This window comes from Streptomyces sp. NBC_00104 (assembly GCF_045160825.1).
In the GTDB taxonomy this organism is placed as follows: domain Bacteria; phylum Actinomycetota; class Actinomycetes; order Streptomycetales; family Streptomycetaceae; genus Streptomyces.
This window is the reverse complement of record NZ_CP108215.1, coordinates 7,235,685-7,261,343: the sequence shown is the minus strand read 5'-3', so window position 1 is coordinate 7,261,343 and position 25,659 is coordinate 7,235,685. Positions and strand designations below refer to the sequence as shown.

The following is a 25,659-nucleotide window of genomic DNA, read 5'->3' as shown; positions in this document are numbered from 1 at the left end:
CGCAGCGCGGCGCCCCACCCCTTCCCCCGCAGGCGGGCAGAGGGGGCCGGCTTCCCGGCGCGGGCGGACCGCGTCGTGCTCCGGTCGCGCGCGGGCCCGTCCCGCCGCCGGTCCGAGCCGTGCGGAACGTCGTGCGGGCCGTGCGCCGGATGCCGAACCCACGCCTCACCGCCCTGGGCTGTGGATTGTTCTGCGGGGCGTCGATGTTCGCGCTCGCCGGCCTCGACCGGCTGTTGTTCGGCTCGTCCCCCGCCCTGTACGGGACGCTGTTCCTGCTGGTCAGCGCGTTGAGCGCGGTGTGGGTGCGGCGCGGTGACCTGGCGAGCGCGCCCGTCGTCGTACCGATCGCCTTCGCGGCCGGCCTGCCGCTGCTCGCCGAGGGTGAGGGCGGGCTCGGCGGACATCTGATGGCCCTGGTCACCGCCCTCGCCATGCAGGCGGGCTGGCTGTACGGCGGCACGCTCGTCGCCGGGGTCATCGTGACCGTACGCAAGCTGCGGCTGATGGCCCGCCGGGCGGCCGAGCGGGAGGGCCGGGAGCGCGTCGGGAGGCAGGGCCCGAAGGTCCGGGCGCCGGGTGCCCAGCCCCGGCCCCCGTACGACCGCCGGCCGATCGGGCCCCGGGCCCCGACGGCTCCGGTCCAGCCCCGCCGCACCGTCCCCCGGGGCTCCTAGGGCCTGCCGTTTGGATCACGCCTGGGCCGCAGGGCTTGGCACGCCCATCTGCGGCGTTGTCGTCAGTTGCCAACGCTCCGCGTTGACGCCCTCCTCCGCCTTGCAGCTGCACGCACCAAGCCCCACTCACCGGCGATCACCAGGCACCCGTGGCCGAAGTCGGCATGATCCAAACGACAGGCCCTAGTCGGCCTTCGCCGCCCGCATCGCCGCGCCCACGATGCCCGCGTTGTTCTGCAGTTGGGCCGGGACGATCTCCGCCTTGATGTCCTCGATGAGGTGGAGGAACTTCGAGGACTTGCGGCTGACGCCGCCGCCGATGATGAAGAGCTCGGGAGAGAAGAGCATCTCGACATGGGCGAGGTACTTGGTGACGCGCTTGGCCCAGTGCTCCCAGGTCAGCTCGTGGTCGTCCTTGGCCTTGGTGGAGGCGCGGGTCTCGGCGTCGTGGCCGTGCAGCTCCAGGTGGCCCAGCTCCGTGTTGGGGACGAGGACGCCGTCGGAGAAGACGGCGCTGCCGATGCCCGTGCCGAAGGTGAGCAGGATGACCGTGCCCCGGCGGTCGCGCCCGGCGCCGAACTGGACCTCGGCGACCCCCGCCGCGTCCGCGTCGTTCACCACGGTCACCGGCAGGTCGCCGATCCGCTCGCTCAGCAGGGCGCGCGCGTCGACGTCGATCCAGCTCTTGTCGACGTTGGCCGCCGTACGGATCGTGGCACCGCCGGTGACCACGCCGGGGAACGTGATGCCGACCGGTCCGGTCCAGCCGAAGTGGTCGACGACTTCCTTGACCCCGTCGGCCACCAGGTCGGGCGTCGCCGGCTGCGGGGTCAGCACCTTGTACCGCTCGTCCGCCAGATCGCCCAGGTCCAGGTCCACGGGAGCGCCCTTGATCCCGGAACCACCGATGTCCACGCCGAAAATGTGCATGGCCCTACGTTACGTCGTACGACTTACAGTCACGCTCGCGAGGTCCCCGTCGCCGACGGGAGCCGGAACCCCTCACGTCCTCGAACGCGTACGGCCCCGGAACCTTCACGTTCCGGGGCCGTACGCGGGTGCTCAGGCGGTCAGGCGCCCTGTCCGGTGCGCTCGGCGACCAGGGACGCGGCCTCCTCGCGCAGGTCGCGACGCAGCTCCTTGGGCAGGGAGAACGTGATCGACTCCTCCGCGGCCTTGACCAGTTCGACGTCCCCGTAGCCGCGCTGCGCGAGCCACTCCAGGACCTCTTCGACAAGGACCTCGGGCACGGAGGCGCCCGAGGTGACGCCGACGGTCTCCACGCCCTCCAGCCACGCCTCCTCGATCTCGTCGGCGAAGTCCACGAGGTAGGCCTCGCGGGAGCCGGCGAGCTTGGCGACCTCGACGAGCCGGACCGAGTTGGAGGAGTTGCGGGAGCCGACCACGATGACCAGCTCCGCCTCGGCGCCCATCTGCTTCACGGCGAGCTGACGGTTCTGCGTGGCGTAGCAGATGTCGTCGCTGGGCGGCGAGACGAGCAGCGGGAACTTGTCCTTGAGCGCGCCGACCGTCTCCATCGTCTCGTCGACCGAGAGCGTGGTCTGCGAGAGCCAGACGATCTTGGACGGGTCGCGGACCTCGACCTTGGCGACATCCTCGGGACCGTCGACCAGCTGGATGTGGTCCGGCGCCTCGCCCGAGGTGCCGATGACCTCTTCGTGGCCCTCGTGCCCGATCAGGAGGATGTCGAAGTCGTCCTGCGCGTACCGGATCGCTTCCTTGTGGACCTTGGTGACCAGCGGGCAGGTCGCGTCGATGGTGGCGAGCTTGCCGCGCGCGGCCTCGTCGTGGACGGTCGGGGCCACGCCGTGCGCCGAGAACATGACGATGTTCCCCTCGGGAACCTCCTCCGTCTGCTCGACGAAGATGGCGCCCTTCTTCTCCAGCGTCTGCACGACGTACTTGTTGTGGACGATCTCGTGGCGGACGTAGATCGGGGCCCCGTACTGCTCCAGGGCCTTCTCGACGGCGATCACCGCGCGGTCGACACCCGCGCAGTAGCCGCGCGGGGCGGCGAGGAGGACACGGCGGCGGCCAGGCGAATCGGTCATGTCCTCCATCGTAGGGGGTTCCCCACGTTGGGCTCCGCCGGTGGGCGCCTCATAGCTCGGGGGTGCGGGTGGTGTGGCGGGTGCGGGTCCGGTGGGGGCTGGTCCGGTGGGGGCTGGTCGCGCAGTTCCCCGCGCCCCTGGAAAGCAGGGGCTGCGCCCCGTGCTTTTCGGCCCGGAAACCCGTCGCCCCCGCCGACGCACCCGAACCCCCGAGCTATGGGGCGGCCTTGTCCGTGCCCCCCGTTACGCTCCCCTCATGGCTCTCAACACGTCCGCCGAGTCCCCCCTTCCCGTCGGCGAGGTCTCCCGGCTCATCGGCGGCTGGATCGACCGGCTCGGGGCGGTGTGGGTCGAGGGGCAGATCACGCAGTTGTCGCGGCGTCCGGGCGCGGGCGTCGTGTTCCTCACGCTGCGGGACCCGTCGCACGACATCTCCGTGGGCGTGACCTGTTACCGCCAGGTGTTCGACTCGGTGGCCGACGTGGTGAGCGAGGGCGCGCGGGTCGTCGTCCTGGCGAAGCCGGAGTGGTACGCGCCACGCGGGCATCTGTCGCTGCGGGCCACCGAGATAAAGCCGGTCGGGGTCGGTGAACTGCTGGCCCGGCTGGAGCAGTTGAAGAAGTCGTTGACCGCCGAGGGGCTGTTCGCGCCGGAGCGGAAGAAGGCGCTGCCCTTCCTGCCGCAGCTGATCGGACTGGTGTGCGGACGGGCCTCCGCGGCCGAGCGGGACGTGCTGGAGAACGCCCGGCGGCGCTGGCCGGCCGTCCGTTTCGAGGTGCGCAACGTCGCCGTGCAGGGCGTGCACGCGGTGCCGCAGGTCGTGCAGGCGGTGAAGGAGCTGGACGCGCTGGACGGCGTGGACGTCATCGTCGTGGCGCGCGGCGGCGGCAGCGTGGAGGACCTGCTGCCGTTCTCCGACGAGCAGCTCGTACGGGCGGTCGCGTCCTGCCGTACGCCGGTGGTGTCGGCGATCGGGCACGAGCCGGACACCCCGCTGCTGGACTATGTGGCGGACCTGCGCGCGTCCACCCCCACCGACGCGGCCAAGAAGGTCGTGCCGGACGTGGGCGAGGAGTACGAGCGGGTGCGGTGGCTGCGGGACCGGGCGCGGCGGTGCGTGGAGTCGTTCGTGGAGCGGGAGGAGCGGGGGCTCGCGCACGCTCTCGCGCGCCCCTCGATAGAGGATCCGCACCGCATGATCGACGAGCGCGCCGACCAGGTGGCCTCGCTGCTCGACCGGGGCCGCCGCTGCCTCGGACACCACCTGGACCGCGCCGTCTCGGAGTTGACGCACACGCACGCGCGCGTGGTGGCCCTCTCTCCCGCGGCGACGCTCCAGCGGGGGTACGCGGTGCTGCAGAAGGCGGACGGGCATGTGGTCCGCGCGCCCGGCGAGGTCGGGCCGGACGAGGCGTTGCGTGCCCGGGTGGCCGAGGGCGAGTTCGCCGTCCGGGTCGACGGAACGAGGACTGTCGACGCAGCCGGGACTGTCGGAGGGGACGCATAAGGTGGGCCGCATGACCAGCAACGTGAGCGAGGCCGACGGGACGACCGGAGCGGCCGGGACGACCGGAGCGGCCGGGACGGCCGGGGCCTTGGAGGCCGACCGCGCCCTCGGGTACGAGCAGGCACGGGACGAGCTGATCGAGGTGGTCCGCCGGCTGGAGGCGGGCGGTACGACGCTGGAGGAGTCCCTCGCCCTCTGGGAGCGCGGCGAGGAGCTGGCCAAGGTCTGCCGCCGCTGGCTGGACGGGGCGCGGGCGCGGCTGGACGCGGCGCTGGCGGAGGGGGAAGAGGGAGACGGCGAGGCCGGGTGACCGGTGCCCGCCGGGGCACTGTGAAGCGGATCACCACACCCCGCTTTTGGTTGAAGGTTGAACTTCATTCACTGTACGGTCGAGGACGTACACCCGACATCGCACGAAGGTTGCTCCATGTCCCTCGTTCTCGACCCCGCCGCCCAGGACCTCCTGTTCCGCGAGGCCCACACCGCGAACACGTTCACCGACGAGCCGGTGAGCGAGGAGCAGGTGCAGGCGATCTACGACCTCGTCAAGTACGGTCCGACCGCCTTCAACCAGACCCCGCTGCGCATCGTCCTGGTCCGCTCCGCCGAGGCCCGTGAGCGCCTGGTGCCGTACCTGGCCGAGGGCAACCGGGCCAAGACGGCCACCGCCCCGCTGGTCGCGATCCTCGCCGCGGACAACGAGTTCCACGAGGAGCTGCCGACCCTCTTCCCGGCGCTCCCGCAGGTCAAGGACCTCTTCTTCGCCGAGCGCGGGGCCCGTGAGTCCGCCGCCGGCCTGAACGCCGCCCTCCAGGCCGCGTACTTCATCATCGGCGTCCGCGCCGCCGGCCTGGCCGCCGGCCCGATGACCGGCTTCGACTTCGCCGGCGTCCAGAAGGAGTTCCTGGACGACGACCACACCCCGCTGATGGTCGTCAACATCGGCAGGCCCGGCGAGGACGCGTCCCGACCGCGCTCCCCGCGCCTGGACTTCGACCACGTCGTCACCACGGTCTGAGCCTCGCGCCAGTCATGACGAAGGGCCCCCGGCTGCGCCTCGCAGCCGGGGGCCCTTCGTACATTCACGTGATGCGCGCGTCCGCTCGCGCTCCGCGGGCTCCGCTCACGCGGGCTCGCGCTCCGCGCGGTCACTTCGTCCTGAGCGCCTCGGCCATCTTCGTCAGCCGGTCGAAGGAGGCGGAGCCGGCGACCACGGTCGTGGAGCCCGTGTTCTCGAGGACGAGGGCGTCGTAGCGCTCGCCCTCGTACCGGGTCCAGGTCTCGTCGCCGATCTGCCGCGTGGTCCCGGTCTTCTTCGCGTCCTGGGTGGCGTCCGCGATGAACCGGGACGGCTTCTCGGTGGACTGCTCGACCGCCACGTACCGGCCGTCCGGGTCGTGGAACCCGAGGTGCCAGTGGTCGGACTCGTCGCCCTGGAAGCGGACGGAGGTCGCCTTCCAGCTGTCCGGCAGGCCCTCGGGAGCGGCCACCGGGTAGGAGGCCGCGCGACGCGCCGTCAGCAGTTCGACGCGGTAGTCGACGCGCTTGAGCTCCTGCTCGGTCTCGTCATGCGGGATGAAGAGATAGATGACCCATGCCGCCAGCACGATGAGCCCCAGGGAGAGGACCATGTCGCGAACGGTCTGCTTGCCTTTCGTACCTGCCACGTCCTCATCGTCGCAGGTGTACTGGTCCGCTCATCCGTGGGGTCCCCTGCTCATTTTGTCGGACTGACGATAGAGTCGGGCAGAACCCTCATCCGGCCGTCGCCGTATCAGAAAGGTGCGCTCCGATGACCGAGAACCACCATCTGCCGTCCGAGCTCGAAGTCCCCTCCGAGGCCCCCGACCGCAACCTCGCCCTGGAGCTCGTGCGGGTGACCGAGGCGGCTGCGATGGCTGCGGGCCGTTGGGTCGGCCGCGGGGACAAGAACGGGGCGGACGGAGCCGCCGTGCGTGCCATGCGGACCCTCGTCTCCACCGTGTCGATGAACGGCGTCGTCGTGATCGGGGAGGGCGAGAAGGACGAGGCTCCGATGCTCTTCAACGGCGAGCGCGTCGGTGACGGCACCGGCCCGGAGTGCGACATCGCCGTGGACCCGATCGACGGCACGACGCTGACCGCCAAGGGCATGACGAACGCGATCGCCGTGCTCGCGGCGGCCGACCGGGGCACGATGTTCGACCCGTCGGCCGTCTTCTACATGGACAAGCTGGTCACCGGGCCCGAGGCGGCCGACTTCGTCGACATCAACGCGCCCGTGTCGGTGAACATCCGCCGGGTCGCCAAGGCGAAGCGGTCCGCGCCGGACGACGTGACCGTGGTCATCCTGGACCGGCCCCGGCACGAAGGGATCATCAAGGAGATCCGGGAGGCCGGTGCGCGGATCAAGCTGATCTCCGACGGGGATGTCGCGGGCTCGATCCTGGCGCTGCGGGAGGGCACGGGCGTCGATCTGCTGCTCGGAGTGGGCGGTACGCCCGAGGGCATCATCTCGGCCTGCGCGGTGAAGTGCCTCGGCGGCACCATCCAGGGCAAGTTGTGGCCGAAGGACGACGCGGAGCGGCAGCGGGCGATCGACGCGGGGCACGACCTCGACCGGGTGCTGACGACCGATGACCTGGTCTCCGGGGAGAACGTGTTCTTCGTGGCCACCGGGATCACGGACGGGGAGTTGCTTCGTGGGGTGCGGTACCGGTCGGAGACCGCGACCACCGACTCGATCGTGATGCGGTCGAAGTCGGGGACGGTGCGGCGGATCGACTCGGTGCATCGGCTGAGCAAGCTGCGGGCGTACAGCTCGATCGATTTCGAGAAGGCCAAGTAGCTCCACCGGCCGCGCACGCCACGAGGGCGCCCTCTTGTGCGGAGAGGGCGCCCTCGTGGCGTGTACGTGCGGGGCTAACCGGCCGCCGCTATCGTCCCGTTCGTCCTCGCCGCCTTCTGCAGTTCGACATCTCGGCGGCGCCGGCGGGCGAGGACCACTCGGCGTTCCGCCGCGGTGAGGCCGCCCCAGACTCCGTAGGGCTCGGGTTGCAGGAGTGCGTGTTCCCGGCACTCGACCATGACGGGACAGCGGGCACAGACGCGCTTGGCGGCTTCCTCTCGGGAGAGCCGGGACGCGGTGGGTTCCTTGGAGGGGGCGAAGAACAGCCCGGCCTCGTCACGCCGGCACACGGCCTCCGTGTGCCACGGGGCGTCCTGATCCCGGTCTCGCACTGGCACCCGCTGGGGCGGAACAGCAGCGACCTGCAGGGACGAATGCGGCGGATGCAGCACGGTCTACTCCTGACGACGGCTTCGCGAGCGAGAGACGATGCAGCAAGGCCTACCCGCTGTGCGCGGGCCTATGCACTGAGTCCCGATCCGCTGGAATTCGCCGTCACCACCCCGTGGTCACCACCGGATCGGATCCCTTCGGGTGGTGTCCGAGCGTGGTGGAATTCACAACCGTCAACGGTCCAGGTGTTTGCGCAAATGATCGTCCACCTTGCGGGAGACGTGGTCGGTGACCCGGCCGAGGAGGTCGGCGATCACCTTGCCCCGCTTGGGCCTCGCCTCGATGCTCCCGAGGACGGCCAGCCCGTCCACATAGACCACGGGGGCGTCGGTCTCCACCGAATCCAGCGCGTCCACCTCGAAGTTGCCGAGGATGCCGGCGCCGCTGCCGCGCAGCGAGACGTTCTCCGGGACGCGGATCTCGACGCTGCCGAAGACCGAGATCGCCTTGATCATCACCTGGCGGTGCTCGAAGAGCGCCTCGCTGAGGTCTATTTCGACACTGCCGAATATCGCGTACGCGTGGATGCGGCGGCCGGCGCGCCAACGGCCCTTGCGGATCGAGGCGCTGAAGACGGCCACCAGACGGTCGTCGGGGTCGATCGGGATGGCGCCCGGCGTCGGGCGGTTGGGCACGGAGGAGACGGGCGCCACATAGGCCCGCCCCGCCTTCCGGGCCTGACCGGCGGGCAGGTCCCGTACGAAGACGTCCAGCTCGCCCACGGTCTTGGCGGCGAGCACGCCCTCGACCCGCTCGGAGTGCTCCTCCGCGGTGAGGCGGCCCTCGGCGAGGGCGTCGCGCAGGAGGTCGGCTATCCGGTCGCGGTCGGCGTCGGACGCGCGCAGCTCGGCAGACGACAACGGCGGATCCTGGGTGGGGCGCTTTTGAAGGTCCACGACAGCAGATTACCCACTCGCGATAGATCGCGACCAGGGGGTGTGGACAACTCGGGGCCGCCGAACTGAGCCTTACCTCACAAGCCCGCTCTCCGAAGCAGGTCCTACGCTGGTGGCGCTGCCAACGGAGGTCAGCCGTCGGCGAGTGAGCCGCAGGGGCGCGCGAGCCCGACACCAGCCTTGTCGAGTGAGGAATGGGCGACATGCCTGAGTTCGAGTACACCGATCTGCTCCCCATGGGAGAGGACACCACCCCGTACCGGCTGGTGACCTCCGAGGGTGTCTCCACCTTCGAGGCCGACGGGCGGACGTTCCTCAAGGTGGAGCCGGAGGCGCTGCGCAAGCTGGCCGCCGAGGCGATCCACGACATCCAGCACTATCTGCGTCCGGCGCACCTCGCGCAGCTCCGCCGGATCATCGACGACCCCGAGGCGTCGAGCAACGACAAGTTCGTCGCGCTGGACCTGCTGAAGAACGCGAACATCGCGGCCGCCGGTGTGCTGCCCATGTGCCAGGACACGGGTACGGCGATCGTCATGGGCAAGCGCGGGCAGAACGTGCTCACGGAGGGCGGGGACGAGAAGGCCCTGTCCAAGGGCATCTACGACGCCTATCTGAACCTGAACCTGCGCTACTCGCAGATGGCTCCGCTCACCATGTGGGAGGAGAAGAACACCGGGTCGAACCTGCCGGCGCAGATCGAGCTGTACGCCACCGACGGCGGCGCCTACAAGTTCCTGTTCATGGCCAAGGGCGGTGGGTCGGCCAACAAGTCGTTCCTGTACCAGGAGACGAAGGCCGTCCTGAACGAGGCCTCCATGATGAAGTTCCTTGAGGCCAAGATCCGTTCGCTGGGTACGGCCGCCTGTCCGCCGTACCACCTCGCGATCGTGGTGGGCGGTACGAGCGCCGAGTACGCGCTGAAGACCGCGAAGTACGCCTCCGCGCACTACCTGGACGAGATCCCGGCCGAGGGGTCGCCGCTCGGGCACGGGTTCCGGGACAAGGAGCTGGAGGAGAAGGTCTTCGAGCTGACGCAGAAGATCGGGATCGGCGCGCAGTTCGGCGGCAAGTACTTCTGCCACGACGTGCGGGTCGTCCGGCTGCCGCGGCACGGCGCCTCGTGCCCCGTCGCGATCGCCGTGTCCTGCTCGGCCGACCGGCAGGCCGTCGCGAAGATCACCGCCGAGGGTGTGTTCCTGGAGCAGCTGGAGACGGACCCGGCGCGGTTCCTTCCGGAGACGACGGACGAGCACCTCGAGGAGGGCGACGTCGTCGAGATCGACCTCAACCAGCCGATGGACGACATCCTCGCCGAGCTGACCAAGTACCCCGTGAAGACGCGGCTCTCGCTCTCGGGGCCGCTGGTCGTGGCCCGGGACATCGCGCACGCCAAGATCAAGGAGCGGCTCGACGCGGGCGAGGAGATGCCGCAGTACCTCAAGGACCACCCGGTGTACTACGCGGGCCCGGCGAAGACGCCCGAGGGGTACGCGTCGGGGTCGTTCGGCCCGACGACCGCCGGGCGGATGGACTCCTACGTGGAGCAGTTCCAGGCAGCGGGCGGCTCCAAGGTGATGCTGGCGAAGGGGAACCGGTCGCAGCAGGTCACGGACGCGTGCGGGGCGCACGGCGGGTTCTACCTGGGGTCGATCGGCGGGCCCGCGGCCCGGCTCGCGCAGGACTGCATCAAGAAGGTCGAGGTCGTCGAGTACGAGGAGCTCGGCATGGAGGCCGTCTGGAAGATCGAGGTCGAGGACTTCCCGGCGTTCGTCGTCGTCGACGACAAGGGCAACGACTTCTTCAAGGACCCGGCGCCGGCGCCCACGTTCACGTCGATTCCGGTGCGGGGGCCCGGGCTGGCGTAGGGGGTGGCAGGTAGCGGGCTCGGGGCGGCCGTGGGGCGGATTTCTCGCCCCCGCCGCCCCTACCCGTTCCCGTCCCAGTCCGCGTCCCCGTCCCCGTCCCCAGGGGCGCTGCCCCGCGCTGCCCCTTCGACTCGGCCCCCGACCGCTTCTGGGGGCTGCACCCCCAGCCCCCTCGGCCTGAACGGCCTCGTCCTCGGACGCCGGACAGGCAGACGGGCAGACGGGCAGACGGGCGGAAATGCCGAAAGATGCCGGGCGGGCCGGGAATCCTCGTTACGACAGCTTCTTCACCTGTGCCTCGACGACCTCCGTCGGGAACTCGAAGTCCTTGCCCGTGGCGGCCGAGGCCAGGTTGAGGGCGGTGAAGTAGCCCAGCGTGCTGCCCTTGCGGAAGACGACGACCTTCATCGGGATCTTCGCGGCCTCGGCCTCGCTGACGAAGTCGATGGCGATCGCCTCGTCGGCACCCTCCGGCGCGGTGGCCGTGGCGACCTTGGTGACGTCCTGGGTGGTGCCGTCGACCGTGACCTTGAAGCCGTCCGCGCAGGCCTTGGCCGAGGTGTTGAGGGACTTCATCACGCTCTGGGCGGCGGCGCTGTCGTAGGCGGACAGGCGGAGCAGGACCCGGGTGACGTCGAGACCCGAGGAGCCGCCGCTCTTGGCGGCCTCGGCGGGGTCGATCTCGCCGGCCGTCTCGCGCTGCACGGTCGCGGACGGCTCGTCCACCACGCTGCCGACCATGGCGTACGCGACGGGCGCGCACTCGTCGCTGCCCGGCTCGACGTCCTTCTGGTCCACCGTCGCCGTGGGCTCGGTGACCTTGTGGCCCTCGACGTCCCCGTCCTTCAGCGCGACCTTCTCCAGGTCCGCGGCGGAGAGGGTGGGCGTCTTGCCGCCCGAGTCCCCCTCGCTCTCGCTCCCGCCGGAGTCCGAGCACGCGGCCAGCAGGGTCAGGGACAGGGCGGCGACACCGGCGACGCAGGACCGGCGTATGACAGCTCTACTCAATTCACGTTCTTTCTTCGGCATTTCGTTCGACGAGCGACTCGTCGGGGTGACGCTACTGCACGTCACCGGCATCGGTGCGCGGAATTCCGCGCTCACCCGCGCGGGGTACGGCCGGGAACACCACGGTCGGCCGGAACGCTGTACCGGACATGAGTGACTACCGCGTCGAACACGACTCCATGGGCGAGGTCCGCGTGCCGGCGGGCGCCAAGTGGCGGGCCCAGACACAGCGGGCGGTCGAGAACTTCCCGATCTCGGGGCAGCGCATCGAGCGCGCCCACATCGAGGCCCTGGCCCGGATCAAGGGCGCCGCCGCGCAGGTGAACGCCGAACTGGGCGTGCTCGACAAGGACATCGCCGAGGCGATCCGGGAGGCGGCCGAGGAGGTCGCGGAGGGCCGCTGGGACGAGCACTTCCCGGTGGACGTGTTCCAGACCGGGTCCGGCACCTCGTCGAACATGAACACCAACGAGGTCATCGCCACGCTGGCGACCGAGCGGCTCGGCCGGGACGTGCACCCGAACGACCACGTCAACGCCTCGCAGTCGTCCAACGACGTCTTCCCTTCCTCCATCCACATCGCCGCGACCGCCGCCGTCACCCGTGACCTGATCCCCGCCCTGGAGCATCTGGCCACGGCTCTGGAGCGCAAGTCCGTGGAATTCGCCGACGTCGTGAAGTCCGGTCGTACGCACCTCATGGACGCCACACCGGTCACTCTCGGCCAGGAGTTCGGCGGGTACGCGGCCCAGGTGCGGTACGGCGTCGAGCGGCTGGAGGCCTCGCTCCCCAGGCTCGCCGAACTCCCCCTGGGCGGTACGGCCGTGGGGACCGGCATCAACACGCCGCCCGGGTTCTCCGCCGCCGTCATCGCGGAGGTCGCGCGGGCCACCGGACTGCCGCTCACCGAGGCCCGCGACCACTTCGAGGCGCAGGGGGCCCGGGACGGCATCGTCGAGACGTCCGGGCAGCTCCGTACGATCGCCGTCTCCCTCACCAAGATCGCCAACGATCTGCGGTGGATGGCGTCGGGGCCGAGGACCGGTCTCGCGGAGATCTCCCTCCCCGACCTCCAGCCCGGTTCCTCGATCATGCCCGGCAAGGTCAACCCGGTGATCCCGGAGGCCGTGCTCATGGTCGCCGCGCAGGTCACGGGCAACGACACCACGGTCGCCACGGCGGGCGCCGCCGGGAACTTCGAGCTCAACGTCATGCTGCCCGTCATCGCCAAGAACGTCCTGGAGTCGATCCGGCTGCTCGCAGGCGTGTCACGGCTGCTCGCCGACCGGACCGTGGACGGGATCGTCGCCGACCGGGAGCGGGCCCGTGAGTACGCCGAGTCGTCCCCGTCCGTGGTCACCCCGCTCAACAAGTACATCGGATACGAGGAGGCCGCGAAGGTCGCCAAGAAGGCGCTCGCGGAACGGCGGACCATCCGCGAGGTCGTCCTGGACAGCGGTTACGTGGAGCGTGGCGATCTGACACTGGAGCAGCTCGACGAGGCGCTGGATGTCCTGCGGATGACACGGCCGTGACCGGGCGGCGAGTTCCGGCCGTCGCAGGTGTCACTCGGGTAACCGATTCCCGCCGAGGCGTGAACCGTGACCGGTACCGCAGCGTCATATGCGCATGACACCTAATATCTGCGCATGGGAGACGACGGAGTGGTGAGACGAGGGGAAGCGGACGGATCGACGGCGTTCTGGGAGCCGGGCAGTCAGATCCTGTGGCGCTATCGGGAGAACGGCGGCGAACGCTTCCATATCGCGCGGCCCGTCACGGTCGTACGCGATGACGCGGATCTGCTGGCCGTGTGGATGGCGCCCGGTACCGAATGCGTACGGCCCATACTGGCGGACGGCACCTCGCTGAACTCGGAGCCCCTCACGTCCCGGTACAAGAAGCCGCGGAGCGTGCGGCTCGGCCGGTGGTCCGGCACCGGTGTGCTGAAGCTGGCGCGGCCGGGCGAGCCGTGGTCGGTGTGGCTGTTCTGGGAGCAGGGTTGGCGTTTCAAGAACTGGTACGTCAACCTGGAGACACCGCGGGCCCGTTGGGACGGCGGTGTGGACTCCGAGGACCACTTCCTGGACATCTGTGTGTTCCCGGACCGGTCCTGGAACTGGCTCGACGAGGACGAGTTCGCGCAAGCTCAGCAGGACGGCCTGATGGACGCTCACGCGGCCGAGCGGGTGCGGGAGGCGGGTCGGTCCGCGGTGGAGGCCATCCACGCGTGGGGCCCTCCGTTCTCGGACGGCTGGCAGCACTGGCGCCCGAACCCGGCGTGGGGAGTACCGTCTCTCCCGGACGACTGGGACCGTACGCCCGCGCACTTGTCCTCATGAGACCCTTGATGCGCCCCCGGTCCGCAACCGTAGGATCGTCCTCCGCAAGAGTTCACAGGGGCAACTCCCGCAGTTCGGGCAAGGCTTGACCGTACGTCACCGAGGGGCGGCAAGACGTGATCAAGGGGTACGAGGGTTACACCGGGACGAGCCGGAGACGGCCCGACGGACGGGCAGTACTGTCGTTCGGCGAGCCCGCCGGTACCGTGTGTGGCACAGGAACTGCCTCTGACCACGCGGGAAATCCGTTCCCAGGACACGTAATCCGGGTATCGGCCTTTCTGCGGGACGAAGTATCGGGTTTGCGGGACGCACTGCGCTCACGACGCGCAGTCCCGGACGGATGGATTCGACACGCGTGACGGAGCACCCCACCTCCCACGAGCGCCCTCAGGGCGGCGCCGGCCCCACGGATCCCCGTGGGGCGCTCCTGCGTACCCAGGAGCCGATGCGCACCGCGCCCGCCACGGCCTTACCCGCTCAGGCACGCATGGGTGACGCACCGGCCGAGCCGGGCACCGCGGCCCCGTGCGCCAAGAGCGGACAGGCCCCCTCGGAGCACGCCCAGCCGGCGCTCTCCGAGCACTCCCAGCCCTCGGCCGCCGAGCCCGACCCGCACCGCCCGAGGCCCGCGCCGGAGACCATCCCGGCGCAGCCCGGCGGTGAGCCGGACCGGTCCGGCGGGGCCGGTGGCGGCCTGGAGCGCCGCAGCGGGCAGGGAGTGCCGCCGGGCGCCCCCATGCCCATGCGGCGGGACGGCGACCGGTTGCGCTTCGTGGGCGCCGCGACCCGGCGGATCGCCCGCGGCATCGACCTGGACGAGATCGTGATGGGTCTGTGCCGGGCCACCGTGCCGACGTTCTCGGACGCGATCCTCGTGTATCTGCGCGAGCCGCTGCCGGTCGGCGACGAGCGGCCCACCGGGCCCATGGTGCTGCGCCTGCGCCGCACCGACCGGATTCCCGAGGAGCGGGACACCGAGGGCGGCTTCATGCCCGTGCTCCAGCCCGAGCAGCCCGTGGATCTGGCGGTCGTCACCGCCGAGCAGTGCGAGGTGCGGCCCGGCGGAGCGCTCGCCGAGGTGCTGCGGGGCGTACGGCCGGTCTTCGCGGACGCGCCCGCCGCGCACGACGCGCTGCCGGAACTGCTCGGTCCGGACGCCGAACTGACCGTGCCGACCGGCCAGCGGGCGATTCTCGCGCCGCTGCGCGGCCGACGCCGGGTGATCGGCGCGGCGGTCTTCCTGCGCCGCCCGGAACGGATGGCGTTCGAGCAGGACGATCTGCTGGTCGCCGCCCAGCTCGCCACGCACAGCGCGCTCGGCATCGACAAGGCGGTGCTGTACGGCCGTGAGGCGTACATCGCGGACGAGTTGCAGCGCACGATGCTGCCGGAGGCGCTGCCGCGCTGCACCGGCGTACGGCTCGCGCACCGGTATCTGCCCGCCGCCGAGACGGCGCGGGTCGGCGGCGACTGGTACGACGCGATTCCCCTGCCGGGGAGCCGGGTCGCGCTGGTGGTGGGTGACGTGATGGGTCATTCGATGACCTCTGCCGCGATCATGGGTCAGCTGCGGACCACCGCGCAGACGCTGGCGGGCCTGGATCTGCCGCCGCAGGAAGTGCTGCACCACCTCGACGAGCAGGCCCAGCGGTTGGGCACGGACCGGATGGCCACGTGCCTGTACGCCGTGTACGACCCGGTCTCGCATCGGATCACCATCGCCAACGCCGGGCATCCGCCGCCGGTGCTGCTGCATCTGGGCGGGCGTGCCGAGGTGCTGCGGGTGCCGCCGGGTGCGCCGATCGGTGTGGGCGGGGTGGACTTCGAGGCGGTGGAGCTGGACGCGCCGGCCGGTGGCACGTTGCTGCTGTACACCGACGGGCTCGTGGAGTCCCGGCTCCGGGACGTGTGGACCGGGATAGAGCAGCTGCGGGAGAAGCTGGCCGCGACCGCGCAGTTGACCGGGCCGGATCATCCGCCGCCGCTGGAAGCGCTGTGCGACGAGGTGCTCGACATGCTCGGCCCGGGGGACCGGGACGACGACATCGCGCTGCTCGCCGCGCGGTTCGATGGGATCGCTCCCAGCGACGTCGCGTACTGGTTCCTGGAGCCCGAGGAGATGGCTCCGGGGCGGGCGCGTCGGCTGGCCCGGCACGCGTTGTCCCGCTGGGGTCTTGAGGAGTTGACCGACTCGGTCGAGCTGCTCATCAGCGAGGTCGTGACGAACGCCGTGCGGTACGCGACTCGGCCGGTCACGTTGAGGTTGCTGCGGACGGATGTGCTGCGGTGCGAGGTGACCGACGACGTTCCGCAGCTGCCTCGGCTTCGGCAGGCCCGGGCGACGGACGAGGGGGGCCGTGGGCTCTACCTGGTCAATCGGCTGGCCAAGCGGTGGGGGGCCACTCGGTTGAGTGCGGGGAAGGTTGTGTGGTTCGAGCTCAACCAGGCGTGAGGGATTTCGCGGGAGCGTCGTAGGACTTCCGCGAGTTCGGCGGCTGCGGGTTCGTCGTGGCTTGTCGCGCAGTTCCCCGCGCCCCTGAAGGGCCTGCGGCCCTCGGACGCGCGAAGGGCGCCCGGTGATCTCACCGGGCGCCCTTCGCTTTTCGGGTGCGCTAGTCGTCCACCTGTGGATCGTTCGGGTTCGTCGGGAACTCGATGCCGCCGTCGTCGCCCGACGGGGTCTCCTCCGGGGTGGTCTCCGGGGTCGTCTCCGGGGTCGTCTCCGGAGTGGTCTCCGGAGTGGTCTCCGGGGTCGTCTCGGGCGGGGTGGTCGGCTCGTCCGTGGTGGGCGTCTCGGACGGGGTCTCGGACGGCGTCACGGACGGGGTCGGGGACTCCGTCGGCGCGACCGCGGCGCCCTGCTTGGTGTCCAGGTCGAACTTGGTGGTCTTGCCCATCACGCCGAAGGTGTAGGTGGCCCAGATCTGGGCGGGGAAGCCACCGCCGTTGACCCGGGGGACGCCGACGGCGTTGTACATCGAGACGTGCTTGCCGTTCTTGCTCATGTCCTCGCCGAAGAGCCCGACGGAGGTCACGAGGTTCGGGGTGTAGCCGGTGAACCAGGCGGAGCGGTTCTCGTCGGAGGTACCCGTCTTGCCGGCGACCTGCTGCCCGTTGCGGGCCGGGTTGTCGCGGACGGACGTCTTGGCCGTACCGTCGTCGACCACGCCGGTGAGGACCGAGGTGACCGTGTCGGCGGCCTCTTTGCTGATGACCTGCTCGCCGATCGGCTCGGGGAACTCGACCGGGCCTTCCCGGTGCTCGGCCGAGGCGATGATGGTCGGGGTGACCTTCTTGCCGTGGTTGTCGAGGGTGGCGTAGATGCCGGCCATCTCCAGCGGGCTGGCACCCATGGAGCCCAGGGTCTGGGCGGGGACCGCCTCCATGCCCTCGGTGTCCATGCCGAGCTTCCCGGCGACCTCCATGACCTTCTCCATGCCCACGTCCACGCCCATCTGGGCGAAGACGGAGTTGATGGACTTGTTCATGGCGGCCTGCACGGTGACGTCGCCGTAGTCGACGTTGTCCTCGTTGGGCGGGGCGAAGCCGACCGCGGTGCCGTCGTCCGTGACCTTGTGCCGGCTGTCACCGTCGTAGACCGTGCTGGCGGTGATCGGGTCGCCGTCCTGGGTCTCGGCATCCTCGTCGACGGCCGCGGCGAGGATCACCGGCTTGAAGGTGGAGGCGGGCTGGTAGTCCCGGCGCATGGCGTTGTTCGTGTAGTGCTTCACGTAGTCGACGCCGCCGTACATGGCGAGGACCTTGCCCGTCTTCGGGTCGACGGAGACGGCACCGGCCTGGATGTACTTGTCGACCTTGCGCTTCTTCGGGTCGAGCTTGCTGGTGAGGCGTTCCTTGACGGCCTTCTCCAGCGCGGCCTGCTTCTTCGAGTTGATGTTCAGCGTGACGGTCCAACCGCCCGCGTCGATCTTCGTCTTGGCCTCTTCGAGGTTGTCCGCCTTGTCGCTGGCCACGAGCTGCTTGGCCAGCTGGTTGTTGGCGGCCGTGACCAGGTAGCCGTTCTGGCCCTCCATGTCGGGGGCGGCCTGGGGCTCCTTCGGCTTGGGGAGCTTCATGCCCTCCCGCTCCGAGGCGGTCAGCTTGGTCAGATCCTGCATCTCGACCATGTTGTCCAGCACGTAGTTCCAGCGCGCCGTGACCAGCTTCTTGCCGGTCGGCGTCGCGGTGAACAGGTCGTACTGGCTGGGAGCCTGGAGCAGCGCGGCGAGGTACGCGCCCTCCCGGACGTTGAGGTCCTTGGCGTCCTTTTGGTAGTACGCCTGGGCGGCGGCCTGGATGCCCCAGGCGCCACGGCCGTAGTAGCTGGTGTTGATGTAGCCCGCGAGGATGTAGTCCTTGGACTCGTTGCGCTCCAGCTTCAGGGAGATGACCAGCTCGTTGAGCTTGCGGGTCACCGTCTGGTCCGACGTCAGGTAGTAGTTCTTGACGTACTGCTGGGTGATCGTCGAGCCGCCCTGCTTGCCCTTGCCCGACAGGGTGTTGATCACACCGCGGGCCATGCCCTTGAAGTCGACGCCGGGGTCGTCGAAGAAGGTCTTGTTCTCAGCGGCGACGAAGGCCAGCTGGACGTCCCTGGGTATCTTGTCGAGCTCGACGATCTCGCGGTTCGTGTTGCCGGTGCGGGCGAAGACCTTGTCGGCGTCGGCGTACTTGTAGACGTTGCTTTCCTGGGTCGCCTCGGGGTTCCCCTTGGGTATGTCGATCATCAGGTAGAGCACGACGAAGGCACCCATGCCGAGCAGACAGACACCGAAGAACGTGCCGAGGATCTTCTTCCAGGTGAAGAGGCGGCGCAGGAAGCTCTTCTGCTGCTTCTTGCCGCCGCCCTTGGACGCGTTCTTGGCCGCGGCCCTGGCCGCCGCCCGGCCGCCGCCCTCCGGCGCGCCTATGACGGTCGTCGTCGCGCCTGCTTCGCCCCCGGACGAGCGCTGGGGCGCCGCGCGGCGACCGCCGCGTTGCCGCGCTCGTCTTTCTTCCGCTCGTCCCATGGCTCCGGTCCGCTCCGCATTCTGCTCGGTCTCATACGTCACTCGCGTCTTGTCAGCTCAGCAAGCTAACACCGAGGACTATGACAAGAGGGAGTCGGTCCGCCCTGTGACGGCGTGACAATGCGCACGCGACGCGCATACCCCTAGACCTCATCCCAACGGAACGGACGTTCCAACTGGGCCGATGGTTGCCCCACCGGACCCATGAGTTGTCGCCCAGTGGCCGCCGATCGCAGTGACAGAACCGTGACAATCGGCCCTGACCTGCGCCCCCTCTCCACCCGGCGGCGACCTATAAACGGCAGGTATACCTGCCGTGTATACCCCCTGTGTACAGTCGTGCTCATGTCCATCGGTCACACCCTCCTGGGACTCCTGGAGTCCGGGCCCCGACACGGTTACGACCTCAAGCGGGCCTTCGACGAGAAGTTCGGTCAAGACCGGCCCCTGCACTACGGCCAGGTCTACTCGACGATGTCGCGCCTGCTGAAGAACGGCCTCGTCGAGGTCGACGGCATCGAGCCCGGCGGCGGTCCCGAGCGCAAGCGGTACGCGATCACCGAGGCGGGCATCACGGATGTCCAGCGGTGGCTCGCGACGCCCGAGAAGCCCGAGCCGTATCTGCAGTCGACCCTCTACACGAAGGTCGTCCTCGCCCTGCTCACCGACCGGAACGCGGCCGACATCCTCGACACCCAGCGTTCCGAGCACCTGCGCATGATGCGCATCCTCACCGACCGCAAGCGCAAGGGCGACCTGGCAGATCAGCTGATCTGCGACCACGCCCTGTTCCATCTGGAGGCCGATCTGCGATGGCTGGAGCTGACCGCCGCCCGACTGGGCAAGCTGGCCGAGGCGGTGGCCCGGTGATGACCCCCGCCGGCTCCCTGCTCGTCGCGACCGATCTGCGCAAGGCGTACGGTCCGACCACCGCGCTGGACGGTGCCGAGTTCTCCATCCACCCCGGCGAGGTCGTCGCGGTGATGGGCCCCTCCGGCTCCGGCAAGTCGACCCTGCTGCACTGCCTCGCCGGGATCGTGCCGCCCGACTCGGGCTCGATCACCTACAACGGCCGCGAGATGGCCACCATGAACGACACCCAGCGCAGCGCGCTGAGGCGCAGCGAATTCGGGTTCGTCTTCCAGTTCGGCCAGCTCGTGCCGGAGCTGACGTGTGTGGAGAACGTGGCACTGCCGCTGCGGCTGAACGGCGCCTCCCGCAAGGAGTCGGAGAAGACCGCCCTCGGCTGGATGGAGCGCCTGGAGGTCGACGACCTGGCCCGCAAGCGTCCCGGTGAGGTCTCGGGCGGGCAGGGGCAGCGGGTCGCCGTCTCCCGGGCGCTCGTCACCAACCCCCGGGTGCTGTTCGCGGACGAGCCCACCGGCGCCCTCGACTCGCTCAACGGCGAGCGCGTGATGGAGCTGCTCACCGAGGCCGCCCGGTCCACCAACGCCGCCGTCGTCCTGGTCACGCACGAGGCGCGGGTGGCCGCGTACTCCGACCGCGAGATCGTCGTACGGGACGGGAAGTCGCGGGACATGGAGCGCGTCGTATGAGCTCGGCTGTCGTGCGCCAGTGGTACCGGGATCTGGCGATGGGGGTCCGGTTCACCTTCACCGGGGGCCGTGAGGGCTGGGTGCGCGCCGTGCTCACCGCGGTCGGTGTCGGCCTCGGGGTGGCGCTGCTGCTGCTCACCGCGGCGATACCGAACGCGCTGGCGACCCGGCAGGACCGGGAGCAGGCCCGGGAGGACCGGGGCATCGGCTACCTCGCGGACAACAGCAGGTCCAAGCCGACCGACAAGAGCCTGATCGTCGCCGACACCGACACCGAGTACCAGCACCAGGAGATCCGGGGACGGCTCCTCGAACCCGAAGGCGTGGACGCGCCGCTGCCGCCCGGGGTCGGGAAGTTCCCCGCGCCGGGCGAGATGCTCGTCTCCCCCGCCCTCTCCGAGCTGCTGAGGTCGGACGCCGGGGAACTGCTGCGCGGCCGGCTGCCGTACGACACGGTGGGCACCATCGGCGAGACCGGGCTGATCGGCCCGGGCGAACTCGCCTACTACGCCGGCGCCGACGGACTCGCCCCGCGGCTCGACGACTCGGTGGTGGCCCGGATCGACCGGTTCGGGTTGTCCATGGTCGAGCAGCCCGAGGAGGAAGTGGACCCGATCCTGCTGCTGCTCACGCTGGTCGTGTTCGTGGTGCTGCTGATGCCGGTCGCCGTCTTCATCGCCACGGCCGTACGGTTCGGCGGCGAGCGGCGCGACCGCAGGCTGGCGGCGCTGCGGCTGGTCGGCTCCGACGGGCGGATGACGCGCCGGATCGCGGCGGGCGAGGCACTCGCGGGTGCCGTGCTGGGACTGCTCTTCGGCACCGGGTTCTTCCTGCTCGGCAGGGAGATCGCCGGTTCGGTCGAGGTGCTCGACATCAGTGTGTTCCCGAGCTACCTCAACCCCTCCCCCGGCCTCGCCCTGCTGGTGGCGCTCGCGGTGCCGGCGGCCGCCGTCCTCGTCACCCTGTTCGCGCTGCGCGGCGTCGTCATCGAACCGCTCGGTGTGGTCCGCACGGCCAAGCCCGCGCGCCGCAGGCTCTGGTGGCGGCTGCTGCTGCCGCTCGGCGGTCTCGCCATGCTCTACCCGATGCTCGGCCAGGGGTCGGACAACGGGGAGTTCAACGAGTACATGGTGACCGGCGGCGTCGTCCTGCTGCTGATCGGAATCACCGCCCTGCTGCCGTGGTTCGTCGAGGCGTTCGTCGCCCGGCTGGGCGCCGGCGCCGTCTCCTGGCAACTGGCCGTCCGCAGGCTCCAGTTGAGCAGCGGCTCGGCGGCCCGCATGGTCAACGGCATCGCGGTGGCGGTGGCCGGCGCGATCGCCCTGCAGATGCTGTTCGCCGGAGTCGAGGGCAGGTTCACCGAGTCGACCGGGCAGGACACCACGCGTGCCCAGATGGAGCTCACCCTGCCGAAGGACCTCTCCGTGAGCGCCGCCGGCAAGGAGCTGAGGCGGGCCAGGGGCACGGAGTCCACCGCGGCACTGTCCACCACGACGGTCTCCGCCACCGCCAAGGACCCCGAGGAGACGACGGAGATGACCGTCGGCGACTGCGGCGCCCTGCGCGAACTCGCCGAGATCTCCTCGTGCCGCGACGGCGACGTCTTCATGCTGGGCGCCCCGAGCGACCCGACCGTGACGAAGCTCGTCACCGCCGGGAACACGCTGTACTTCGACGCCTCCTACAGCGGGGAGGAGCCGGGCGCCGAGATCGCCTGGAAGGTACCGGCCGAGGTGCGGAAGGTGCCCGAGCGCGCCGACGCGCTGCGGACCGGGGCGGCGGGGCTGATGGCCACCCCCGGCGCCCTGCCCGCGAAGGCCGAGACCGTCTTCTACAGCACCGTCTACGTACGGACCGACCCCAGGGTTCCGAACGCGCTCGACGAGGTGCGCAACGCGGCCGTGGCGATCGATCCGCTGATCAGGACCTGGGAGTGGGAGTCGACCAGGCGGGTGGACCAGTTCGCGGACATCCGCACCGGTCTGCTGGTCGGCGCGTCCGCCGTGCTCGTCCTCATCGGCGCGAGCCTCCTCGTGTCGCAGCTGGAGCAGCTCCGCGAACGCAGGAAGCTGCTGTCGGCGCTGGTCGCCTTCGGTACCCGGCGCCGCACGCTCGGTCTGTCCGTGCTGTGGCAGACGGCGATCCCGATCACGCTGGGCCTCGTCCTCGCCTCGACGGTCGGTCTGACCCTGGGCGCGGTCCTGCTGAAGATGACGGGCGTCCCGGTGGGCGTGGACTGGCCGAGCGTGCTGTCGATGACCGGCATCGGCGCGGGCATCGTCGTCCTGGTCACGGCGCTGAGCATGCCGCCGCTGCTGCGCCTGATGCGCCCGGAGGGGCTCCGCACGGAATAGGGAGGGCCGCGTGTCGTTCGCGGGCCGTCTCCGGCCCCGGACCGGCGAGGGCCGCGGCGCTTTCCTGAGCGCCGCGGCCCTCGCGCGGGTGCCGTGCGCGGCCGGAGTTCGACGGGCCGCCGTTCCCGACGGGACACTGGACCGCGACGGGACACTGGACCGCGTCAGGCCGCTCGCCGGGTAGTGAGGACGATGAGGACGACATGTCGCTGGAAACGTTGCAGTCCGCGGTGCCGGACTACGCCAAGGACCTCCGCCTGAACCTGGGTTCCGTCATCGGCGACTCCGCTCTGCCGACGCAGCGGCTGTGGGGCACCGTCCTCGTCACGGCGATCGCCTCCCGCTCGGCGGTCGTGCTGCGCGAGCTGGCGCCGGAGGCCAGGGCGAACCTGTCACCGGAGGCGTACACCGCGGCGCGGTCCGCGGCGGCGACGATGGCGATGACCAACGTCTTCCACCGCACGCGGCATCTGCTGTCCGACCCCGCGTACGGCGGTCTGCGGGCCGGGCTGCGCGTGAACGTCCTCCGTGATCCCGGGGTCGACAGGGTCGACGTCGAGCTGTGGTCGTTGGCCGTGTCCGCGATCAACGGGTGCGGATTGTGTCTGGACGCGCATGAGCAGGCGCTCCGCAAGGCGGGGGTCGACCGGGAGACCGTGCAGGAGGCGTTCAGGATCGCGTCCGTGGTGCAGGCGGTCGGGGTCACGCTGGACGCGGAGGCGATTCTCTCCGAGTAGGTCCTGTGGGGCAGGTGGCCGGGAATCGCCCGTTCGCGGAAATCCGTTCGCGGCCCCTCCTCTCCCTGGGGAAAATCCGTCTCCATGACGTCCTTCTCCTCCCTCTCCTCCCTCTCCTCACGCAGCTTCGAAGAGCTCGTCGCCGAGGGCGATGCCGTACCCACCGAGGGGTGGGACTTCTCCTGGTTCGAGGGGCGGGCCACGGAGGCCCGGCCGTCGTGGGGGTACGCGCGGGCGATGGGGGAACGGCTCGCGCGGGCCTCGGCGGCGTTGGACATCCAGACCGGGGGTGGGGAGGTGCTCGACTCCGCCCCGCGCCTTCCACCGGTGACCGTGGCCACGGAGGGGTGGCCGCCGAACGTCGCCAAGGCGACCGCGCTGCTGCGGCCCCGGGGCGCGGTGGTGGTGGCCGTTCCGCAGGACGCGCCGCTGCCGTTCGCGGACGGGGCGTTCGACCTGGTCACCAGCAGGCATCCGGTCCGGGCCCACTGGTCGGAGATCGCCCGGGTGCTCGAGCCCGGTGGCACGTACTTCGCCCAGCATGTGGGGCCGAGCAGCGTCTACGAACTCGTCGAGCACTTCACCGGCCCGCTGCCGGAGGAGAACCGCAGCGCCCGCCACCCGGACGGCGAGCGCGCCGACGCCGAGGCGGCCGGGCTGGAGATCGTGGAACTGCGGGCCGAGCGGCTGCGGATCGAGTTCTACGACATCGGGGCGGTCGTGCACTTCCTGAAGAAGGTCGTCTGGATGGTGCCCGGCTTCACCGTCGAGGCGTATCTCCCCCGGCTCCGCTCCCTGCACGAGCGGATCGAGAGCGAGGGCCCCTTCGTCGCGCACAGCGCCCGGCACCTCTTCGAGGCCCGTAAGCCGGCCGCCGAGTAGGGCACTCACGCGTGCGGCCCGACCATGACCTTCCCGATCGCCAACTCGGCCCGCGCCTGAAGCACTTCGCCCACCCGTTCCACCCGCTCCCCCAACTCCCGCTCCCGCCGCGCGCCCAGCCGCCCGAGCGGCTCCACCGTGACCGTCGTACGCCGGCCCTGACGCCGCTGGTGCCAGACGCCCGCGACCACGCCGTCGACCAGGAGCAGGGGGTGGTTGCCCGCCTGGCCGCGTGCGAGGGCCCGCTCGTACGCCGCCCCGGGGAACAGCCGCTCGCGAGGTTGCGCGGCGATGCCGTACGCGTCGAAGTAGGGCAGCAGCCGTACGCCCCGCAGGACACGGGCGGGGTCCTCGGGGAAGTCGGTGTCGCCCGCCGCCACCCAGGCCGGCTCGCCCTCGAAGTCGACCTCCTCGATCCCGCCGGAGGAGGCCAGTGAGGCGAAGAGGCGGTCGGACCAGGCGCCGGGTGCCGCCGCCCACTGGGCGAAGTGGCGCGGGGAGGCCGGGCCGTAGGCGCGCAGATAGTGGTGGACGAGGGTCGCCAGTCCCTCGTCCGCCGAGGGGAGGGGATCGAAGTGGGGCGGGCGGGTGTACGTCGCCCTGCGGCCGCGGTCGGGGCCGAAGCACAGGGCGCCGGACTGGCCCGCGCGGTGCATGACCTGGCGCCAACGGGGCCACAGGTCCTGGAAGGCGGGCATGACACGGTCCCCGGCCCACGGCCCGGTGCGCGCGACGACCTCCTCGCCCAGCTCGTCGAGGGTCAGCGTGGTCCCGTCCAGGGCGGCGCCGATCGCGGCCACGACCTGCTCGGCCTGCTCGTCGGTGAGGCGTACGTCCGGGGCGAACGGGCTCGCTCCGCCCGGGATCGCGGTCAGCGCGGCCGTCCAGAAGGGCAGGTCGGCGGTCGGCAGCAGATGGACGGTACCGCGCGGCCCGAACGTCTTCACCAGCGTCCGGTCCTCCCACAGCGCGGCCCGCACGTCGGCCCGGGTGATCCCCTCGGTGCGCAGCCCCACCGACAGCTCGGCCGCCGACAGCACCTGCGCGTGGGCCCCCAGCATGGCGCCGGCCACCTCGGCGACCGGCGTACCGGCCGGTGCGGGAGCCCCCAGGAACTGCCGCTCCGTCCGTCGCGCACTCGCCTGCTCCCAGGTGACCGTCCTGACCCTCATGGCCTCGGCTCCCTCACGCTCGCCGTCCCCGTCACGCTCGCCGTCCCCGTCACGCTCGCCGTCCCTGTCACGGGACGACGCCAGGGCCGATCGAGGACGGATCCTGACCTCTGTGCCGGTGTCCACATCGTTACCGACCGCGGGCTTGGCTCCCGGGGTCTACTCGCGTAGGTTCAGACCAAGGCAATTCGCGTGAGCAAAGCTGCGCGGTGCGGCATCGCGCAGTGGAGGGGGCTGCGCGAGGCCGTGCGCCCCGTCACCGGGCGTCAAGCGCGCGTTCCACCCGCGCTTCACCCGTA

The 25,659-nt window shown here is 70.6% G+C and carries 22 protein-coding genes; 14 read left to right on the top strand and 8 right to left on the bottom strand.

Annotated elements, in window-relative coordinates:
* Positions 1 to 149 precede the first annotated feature (149 nt).
* Positions 150 to 674: a DUF6542 domain-containing protein gene (locus OG272_RS32000; protein ID WP_327727968.1), complete on the top strand. Its 525-nt coding sequence runs from the start codon at positions 150 to 152 to the stop codon at positions 672 to 674.
* A 183-nt stretch (positions 675 to 857) separates the two neighbouring features.
* Here OG272_RS32000 and ppgK read toward each other — a convergent pair whose 3' ends face one another.
* A complete protein-coding gene (ppgK, locus tag OG272_RS31995) occupies positions 858 to 1,604 on the bottom strand; it encodes a polyphosphate--glucose phosphotransferase (protein WP_327727969.1) in 747 nt (248 codons plus the stop codon).
* Between the two features lie 140 nt (positions 1,605 to 1,744).
* Positions 1,745 to 2,755, bottom strand: a complete 1,011-nt coding sequence (locus tag OG272_RS31990; RefSeq protein ID WP_327727970.1) for a 4-hydroxy-3-methylbut-2-enyl diphosphate reductase — start codon at positions 2,753 to 2,755, stop codon at positions 1,745 to 1,747.
* A gap of 247 nt (positions 2,756 to 3,002) precedes the next feature.
* Here OG272_RS31990 and xseA point away from each other — a divergent pair, with 247 nt between their 5' ends.
* The 3 genes from xseA (at position 3,003) to OG272_RS31975 (ending at position 5,271) form a co-directional block, all read left to right on the top strand.
* Positions 3,003 to 4,253, top strand: a complete 1,251-nt coding sequence (gene xseA, locus OG272_RS31985; protein WP_405895346.1) for an exodeoxyribonuclease VII large subunit — start codon at positions 3,003 to 3,005, stop codon at positions 4,251 to 4,253.
* Positions 4,254 to 4,263: 10 nt separating this feature from the next.
* Positions 4,264 to 4,563 (top strand): exodeoxyribonuclease VII small subunit, encoded by a 300-nt coding sequence (locus OG272_RS31980; protein ID WP_328223962.1) that lies wholly within the window; start codon positions 4,264 to 4,266, stop codon positions 4,561 to 4,563.
* 117 nt (positions 4,564 to 4,680) lie between these two features.
* Positions 4,681 to 5,271 carry a malonic semialdehyde reductase gene (locus tag OG272_RS31975; RefSeq protein WP_327727973.1) on the top strand — a complete coding sequence of 197 codons (591 nt, stop codon included), beginning with the start codon at positions 4,681 to 4,683 and terminating at the stop codon, positions 5,269 to 5,271.
* Between the two features lie 130 nt (positions 5,272 to 5,401).
* On the opposite strand, the gene OG272_RS31970 is transcribed toward OG272_RS31975, so the two are convergent.
* Positions 5,402 to 5,920, bottom strand: coding sequence for a DUF4245 domain-containing protein (locus OG272_RS31970; protein ID WP_405895345.1), 519 nt, complete (start codon positions 5,918 to 5,920; stop codon positions 5,402 to 5,404).
* A 125-nt stretch (positions 5,921 to 6,045) separates the two neighbouring features.
* On the opposite strand from OG272_RS31970, the gene glpX reads away from it, so the two are divergent.
* A complete protein-coding gene (gene glpX, locus OG272_RS31965; protein ID WP_327727975.1) occupies positions 6,046 to 7,080 on the top strand; it encodes a class II fructose-bisphosphatase in 1,035 nt (344 codons plus the stop codon).
* Positions 7,081 to 7,154: 74 nt separating this feature from the next.
* On the opposite strand, the gene OG272_RS31960 is transcribed toward glpX, so the two are convergent.
* Complete coding sequence (locus OG272_RS31960; protein ID WP_319239298.1) at positions 7,155 to 7,532, bottom strand: WhiB family transcriptional regulator; 378 nt, start codon at positions 7,530 to 7,532, stop codon at positions 7,155 to 7,157.
* Between the two features lie 174 nt (positions 7,533 to 7,706).
* Entirely contained in the window at positions 7,707 to 8,429 is a 723-nt protein-coding gene (locus OG272_RS31955; protein WP_405895344.1) for a DUF1707 domain-containing protein, read from the bottom strand.
* Between the two features lie 203 nt (positions 8,430 to 8,632).
* Here OG272_RS31955 and OG272_RS31950 point away from each other — a divergent pair, with 203 nt between their 5' ends.
* Positions 8,633 to 10,297 carry a fumarate hydratase gene (locus OG272_RS31950; protein WP_326578040.1) on the top strand — a complete coding sequence of 555 codons (1,665 nt, stop codon included), beginning with the start codon at positions 8,633 to 8,635 and terminating at the stop codon, positions 10,295 to 10,297.
* A gap of 273 nt (positions 10,298 to 10,570) precedes the next feature.
* On the opposite strand, the gene OG272_RS31945 is transcribed toward OG272_RS31950, so the two are convergent.
* On the bottom strand, positions 10,571 to 11,305 hold the full coding sequence (locus OG272_RS31945; protein ID WP_328223961.1) for a hypothetical protein: 735 nt from the start codon (positions 11,303 to 11,305) through the stop codon (positions 10,571 to 10,573).
* A gap of 149 nt (positions 11,306 to 11,454) precedes the next feature.
* On the opposite strand from OG272_RS31945, the gene OG272_RS31940 reads away from it, so the two are divergent.
* The 3 genes from OG272_RS31940 to OG272_RS31930 all read left to right on the top strand — a co-directional run bounded on the left by OG272_RS31940 (position 11,455) and on the right by OG272_RS31930 (position 16,102).
* Entirely contained in the window at positions 11,455 to 12,840 is a 1,386-nt protein-coding gene (locus tag OG272_RS31940; protein WP_327727978.1) for a class II fumarate hydratase, read from the top strand.
* A gap of 114 nt (positions 12,841 to 12,954) precedes the next feature.
* Positions 12,955 to 13,647, top strand: coding sequence for a DUF402 domain-containing protein (locus OG272_RS31935; protein WP_327727979.1), 693 nt, complete (start codon positions 12,955 to 12,957; stop codon positions 13,645 to 13,647).
* 343 nt (positions 13,648 to 13,990) lie between these two features.
* Entirely contained in the window at positions 13,991 to 16,102 is a 2,112-nt protein-coding gene (locus OG272_RS31930) for a SpoIIE family protein phosphatase (protein WP_405895343.1), read from the top strand.
* Between the two features lie 160 nt (positions 16,103 to 16,262).
* Here OG272_RS31930 and OG272_RS31925 read toward each other — a convergent pair whose 3' ends face one another.
* On the bottom strand, positions 16,263 to 18,659 hold the full coding sequence (locus OG272_RS31925) for a transglycosylase domain-containing protein (RefSeq protein ID WP_405895342.1): 2,397 nt from the start codon (positions 18,657 to 18,659) through the stop codon (positions 16,263 to 16,265).
* 345 nt (positions 18,660 to 19,004) lie between these two features.
* On the opposite strand from OG272_RS31925, the gene OG272_RS31920 reads away from it, so the two are divergent.
* From OG272_RS31920 to OG272_RS31900, 5 genes are all read left to right on the top strand, one after another.
* Positions 19,005 to 19,529 (top strand): PadR family transcriptional regulator, encoded by a 525-nt coding sequence (locus OG272_RS31920; RefSeq protein WP_327727982.1) that lies wholly within the window; start codon positions 19,005 to 19,007, stop codon positions 19,527 to 19,529.
* The gene (locus tag OG272_RS31915) at positions 19,529 to 20,215 is read left to right on the top strand and encodes an ABC transporter ATP-binding protein (RefSeq protein WP_326585636.1); all 687 of its coding nucleotides are present in this window, start codon (positions 19,529 to 19,531) and stop codon (positions 20,213 to 20,215) included. The genes OG272_RS31920 and OG272_RS31915 overlap by 1 nt, the downstream gene beginning before the upstream one ends.
* Complete coding sequence (locus OG272_RS31910; RefSeq protein ID WP_326578047.1) at positions 20,212 to 22,569, top strand: ABC transporter permease; 2,358 nt, start codon at positions 20,212 to 20,214, stop codon at positions 22,567 to 22,569. The genes OG272_RS31915 and OG272_RS31910 overlap by 4 nt, the downstream gene beginning before the upstream one ends.
* Before the next feature lie 203 nt (positions 22,570 to 22,772).
* On the top strand, positions 22,773 to 23,306 hold the full coding sequence (locus OG272_RS31905; protein ID WP_326578048.1) for a carboxymuconolactone decarboxylase family protein: 534 nt from the start codon (positions 22,773 to 22,775) through the stop codon (positions 23,304 to 23,306).
* 84 nt (positions 23,307 to 23,390) lie between these two features.
* Positions 23,391 to 24,188 (top strand): class I SAM-dependent methyltransferase, encoded by a 798-nt coding sequence (locus OG272_RS31900; protein WP_328223959.1) that lies wholly within the window; start codon positions 23,391 to 23,393, stop codon positions 24,186 to 24,188.
* 5 nt (positions 24,189 to 24,193) lie between these two features.
* On the opposite strand, the gene OG272_RS31895 is transcribed toward OG272_RS31900, so the two are convergent.
* Positions 24,194 to 25,360, bottom strand: a complete 1,167-nt coding sequence (locus OG272_RS31895; RefSeq protein ID WP_328223958.1) for a winged helix DNA-binding domain-containing protein — start codon at positions 25,358 to 25,360, stop codon at positions 24,194 to 24,196.
* Positions 25,361 to 25,659 lie beyond the last annotated feature (299 nt).

Coding starts and splice junctions, on each gene's coding strand:
- OG272_RS32000 (WP_327727968.1), top strand. CDS start 150: ATGCCGAACCCACGCCTCACCGCCCTGGGCTGTGGATTGTTCTGCGGG.
- ppgK (WP_327727969.1), bottom strand. CDS start 1,604: ATGCACATTTTCGGCGTGGACATCGGTGGTTCCGGGATCAAGGGCGCT.
- OG272_RS31990 (WP_327727970.1), bottom strand. CDS start 2,755: ATGGAGGACATGACCGATTCGCCTGGCCGCCGCCGTGTCCTCCTCGCC.
- xseA (WP_405895346.1), top strand. CDS start 3,003: ATGGCTCTCAACACGTCCGCCGAGTCCCCCCTTCCCGTCGGCGAGGTC.
- OG272_RS31980 (WP_328223962.1), top strand. CDS start 4,264: ATGACCAGCAACGTGAGCGAGGCCGACGGGACGACCGGAGCGGCCGGG.
- OG272_RS31975 (WP_327727973.1), top strand. CDS start 4,681: ATGTCCCTCGTTCTCGACCCCGCCGCCCAGGACCTCCTGTTCCGCGAG.
- glpX (WP_327727975.1), top strand. CDS start 6,046: ATGACCGAGAACCACCATCTGCCGTCCGAGCTCGAAGTCCCCTCCGAG.
- OG272_RS31950 (WP_326578040.1), top strand. CDS start 8,633: ATGCCTGAGTTCGAGTACACCGATCTGCTCCCCATGGGAGAGGACACC.
- OG272_RS31940 (WP_327727978.1), top strand. CDS start 11,455: ATGAGTGACTACCGCGTCGAACACGACTCCATGGGCGAGGTCCGCGTG.
- OG272_RS31935 (WP_327727979.1), top strand. CDS start 12,955: ATGGGAGACGACGGAGTGGTGAGACGAGGGGAAGCGGACGGATCGACG.
- OG272_RS31930 (WP_405895343.1), top strand. CDS start 13,991: ATGGATTCGACACGCGTGACGGAGCACCCCACCTCCCACGAGCGCCCT.
- OG272_RS31925 (WP_405895342.1), bottom strand. CDS start 18,659: ATGGGACGAGCGGAAGAAAGACGAGCGCGGCAACGCGGCGGTCGCCGC.
- OG272_RS31920 (WP_327727982.1), top strand. CDS start 19,005: ATGTCCATCGGTCACACCCTCCTGGGACTCCTGGAGTCCGGGCCCCGA.
- OG272_RS31915 (WP_326585636.1), top strand. CDS start 19,529: ATGACCCCCGCCGGCTCCCTGCTCGTCGCGACCGATCTGCGCAAGGCG.
- OG272_RS31910 (WP_326578047.1), top strand. CDS start 20,212: ATGAGCTCGGCTGTCGTGCGCCAGTGGTACCGGGATCTGGCGATGGGG.
- OG272_RS31905 (WP_326578048.1), top strand. CDS start 22,773: ATGTCGCTGGAAACGTTGCAGTCCGCGGTGCCGGACTACGCCAAGGAC.
- OG272_RS31900 (WP_328223959.1), top strand. CDS start 23,391: ATGACGTCCTTCTCCTCCCTCTCCTCCCTCTCCTCACGCAGCTTCGAA.
- OG272_RS31895 (WP_328223958.1), bottom strand. CDS start 25,360: ATGAGGGTCAGGACGGTCACCTGGGAGCAGGCGAGTGCGCGACGGACG.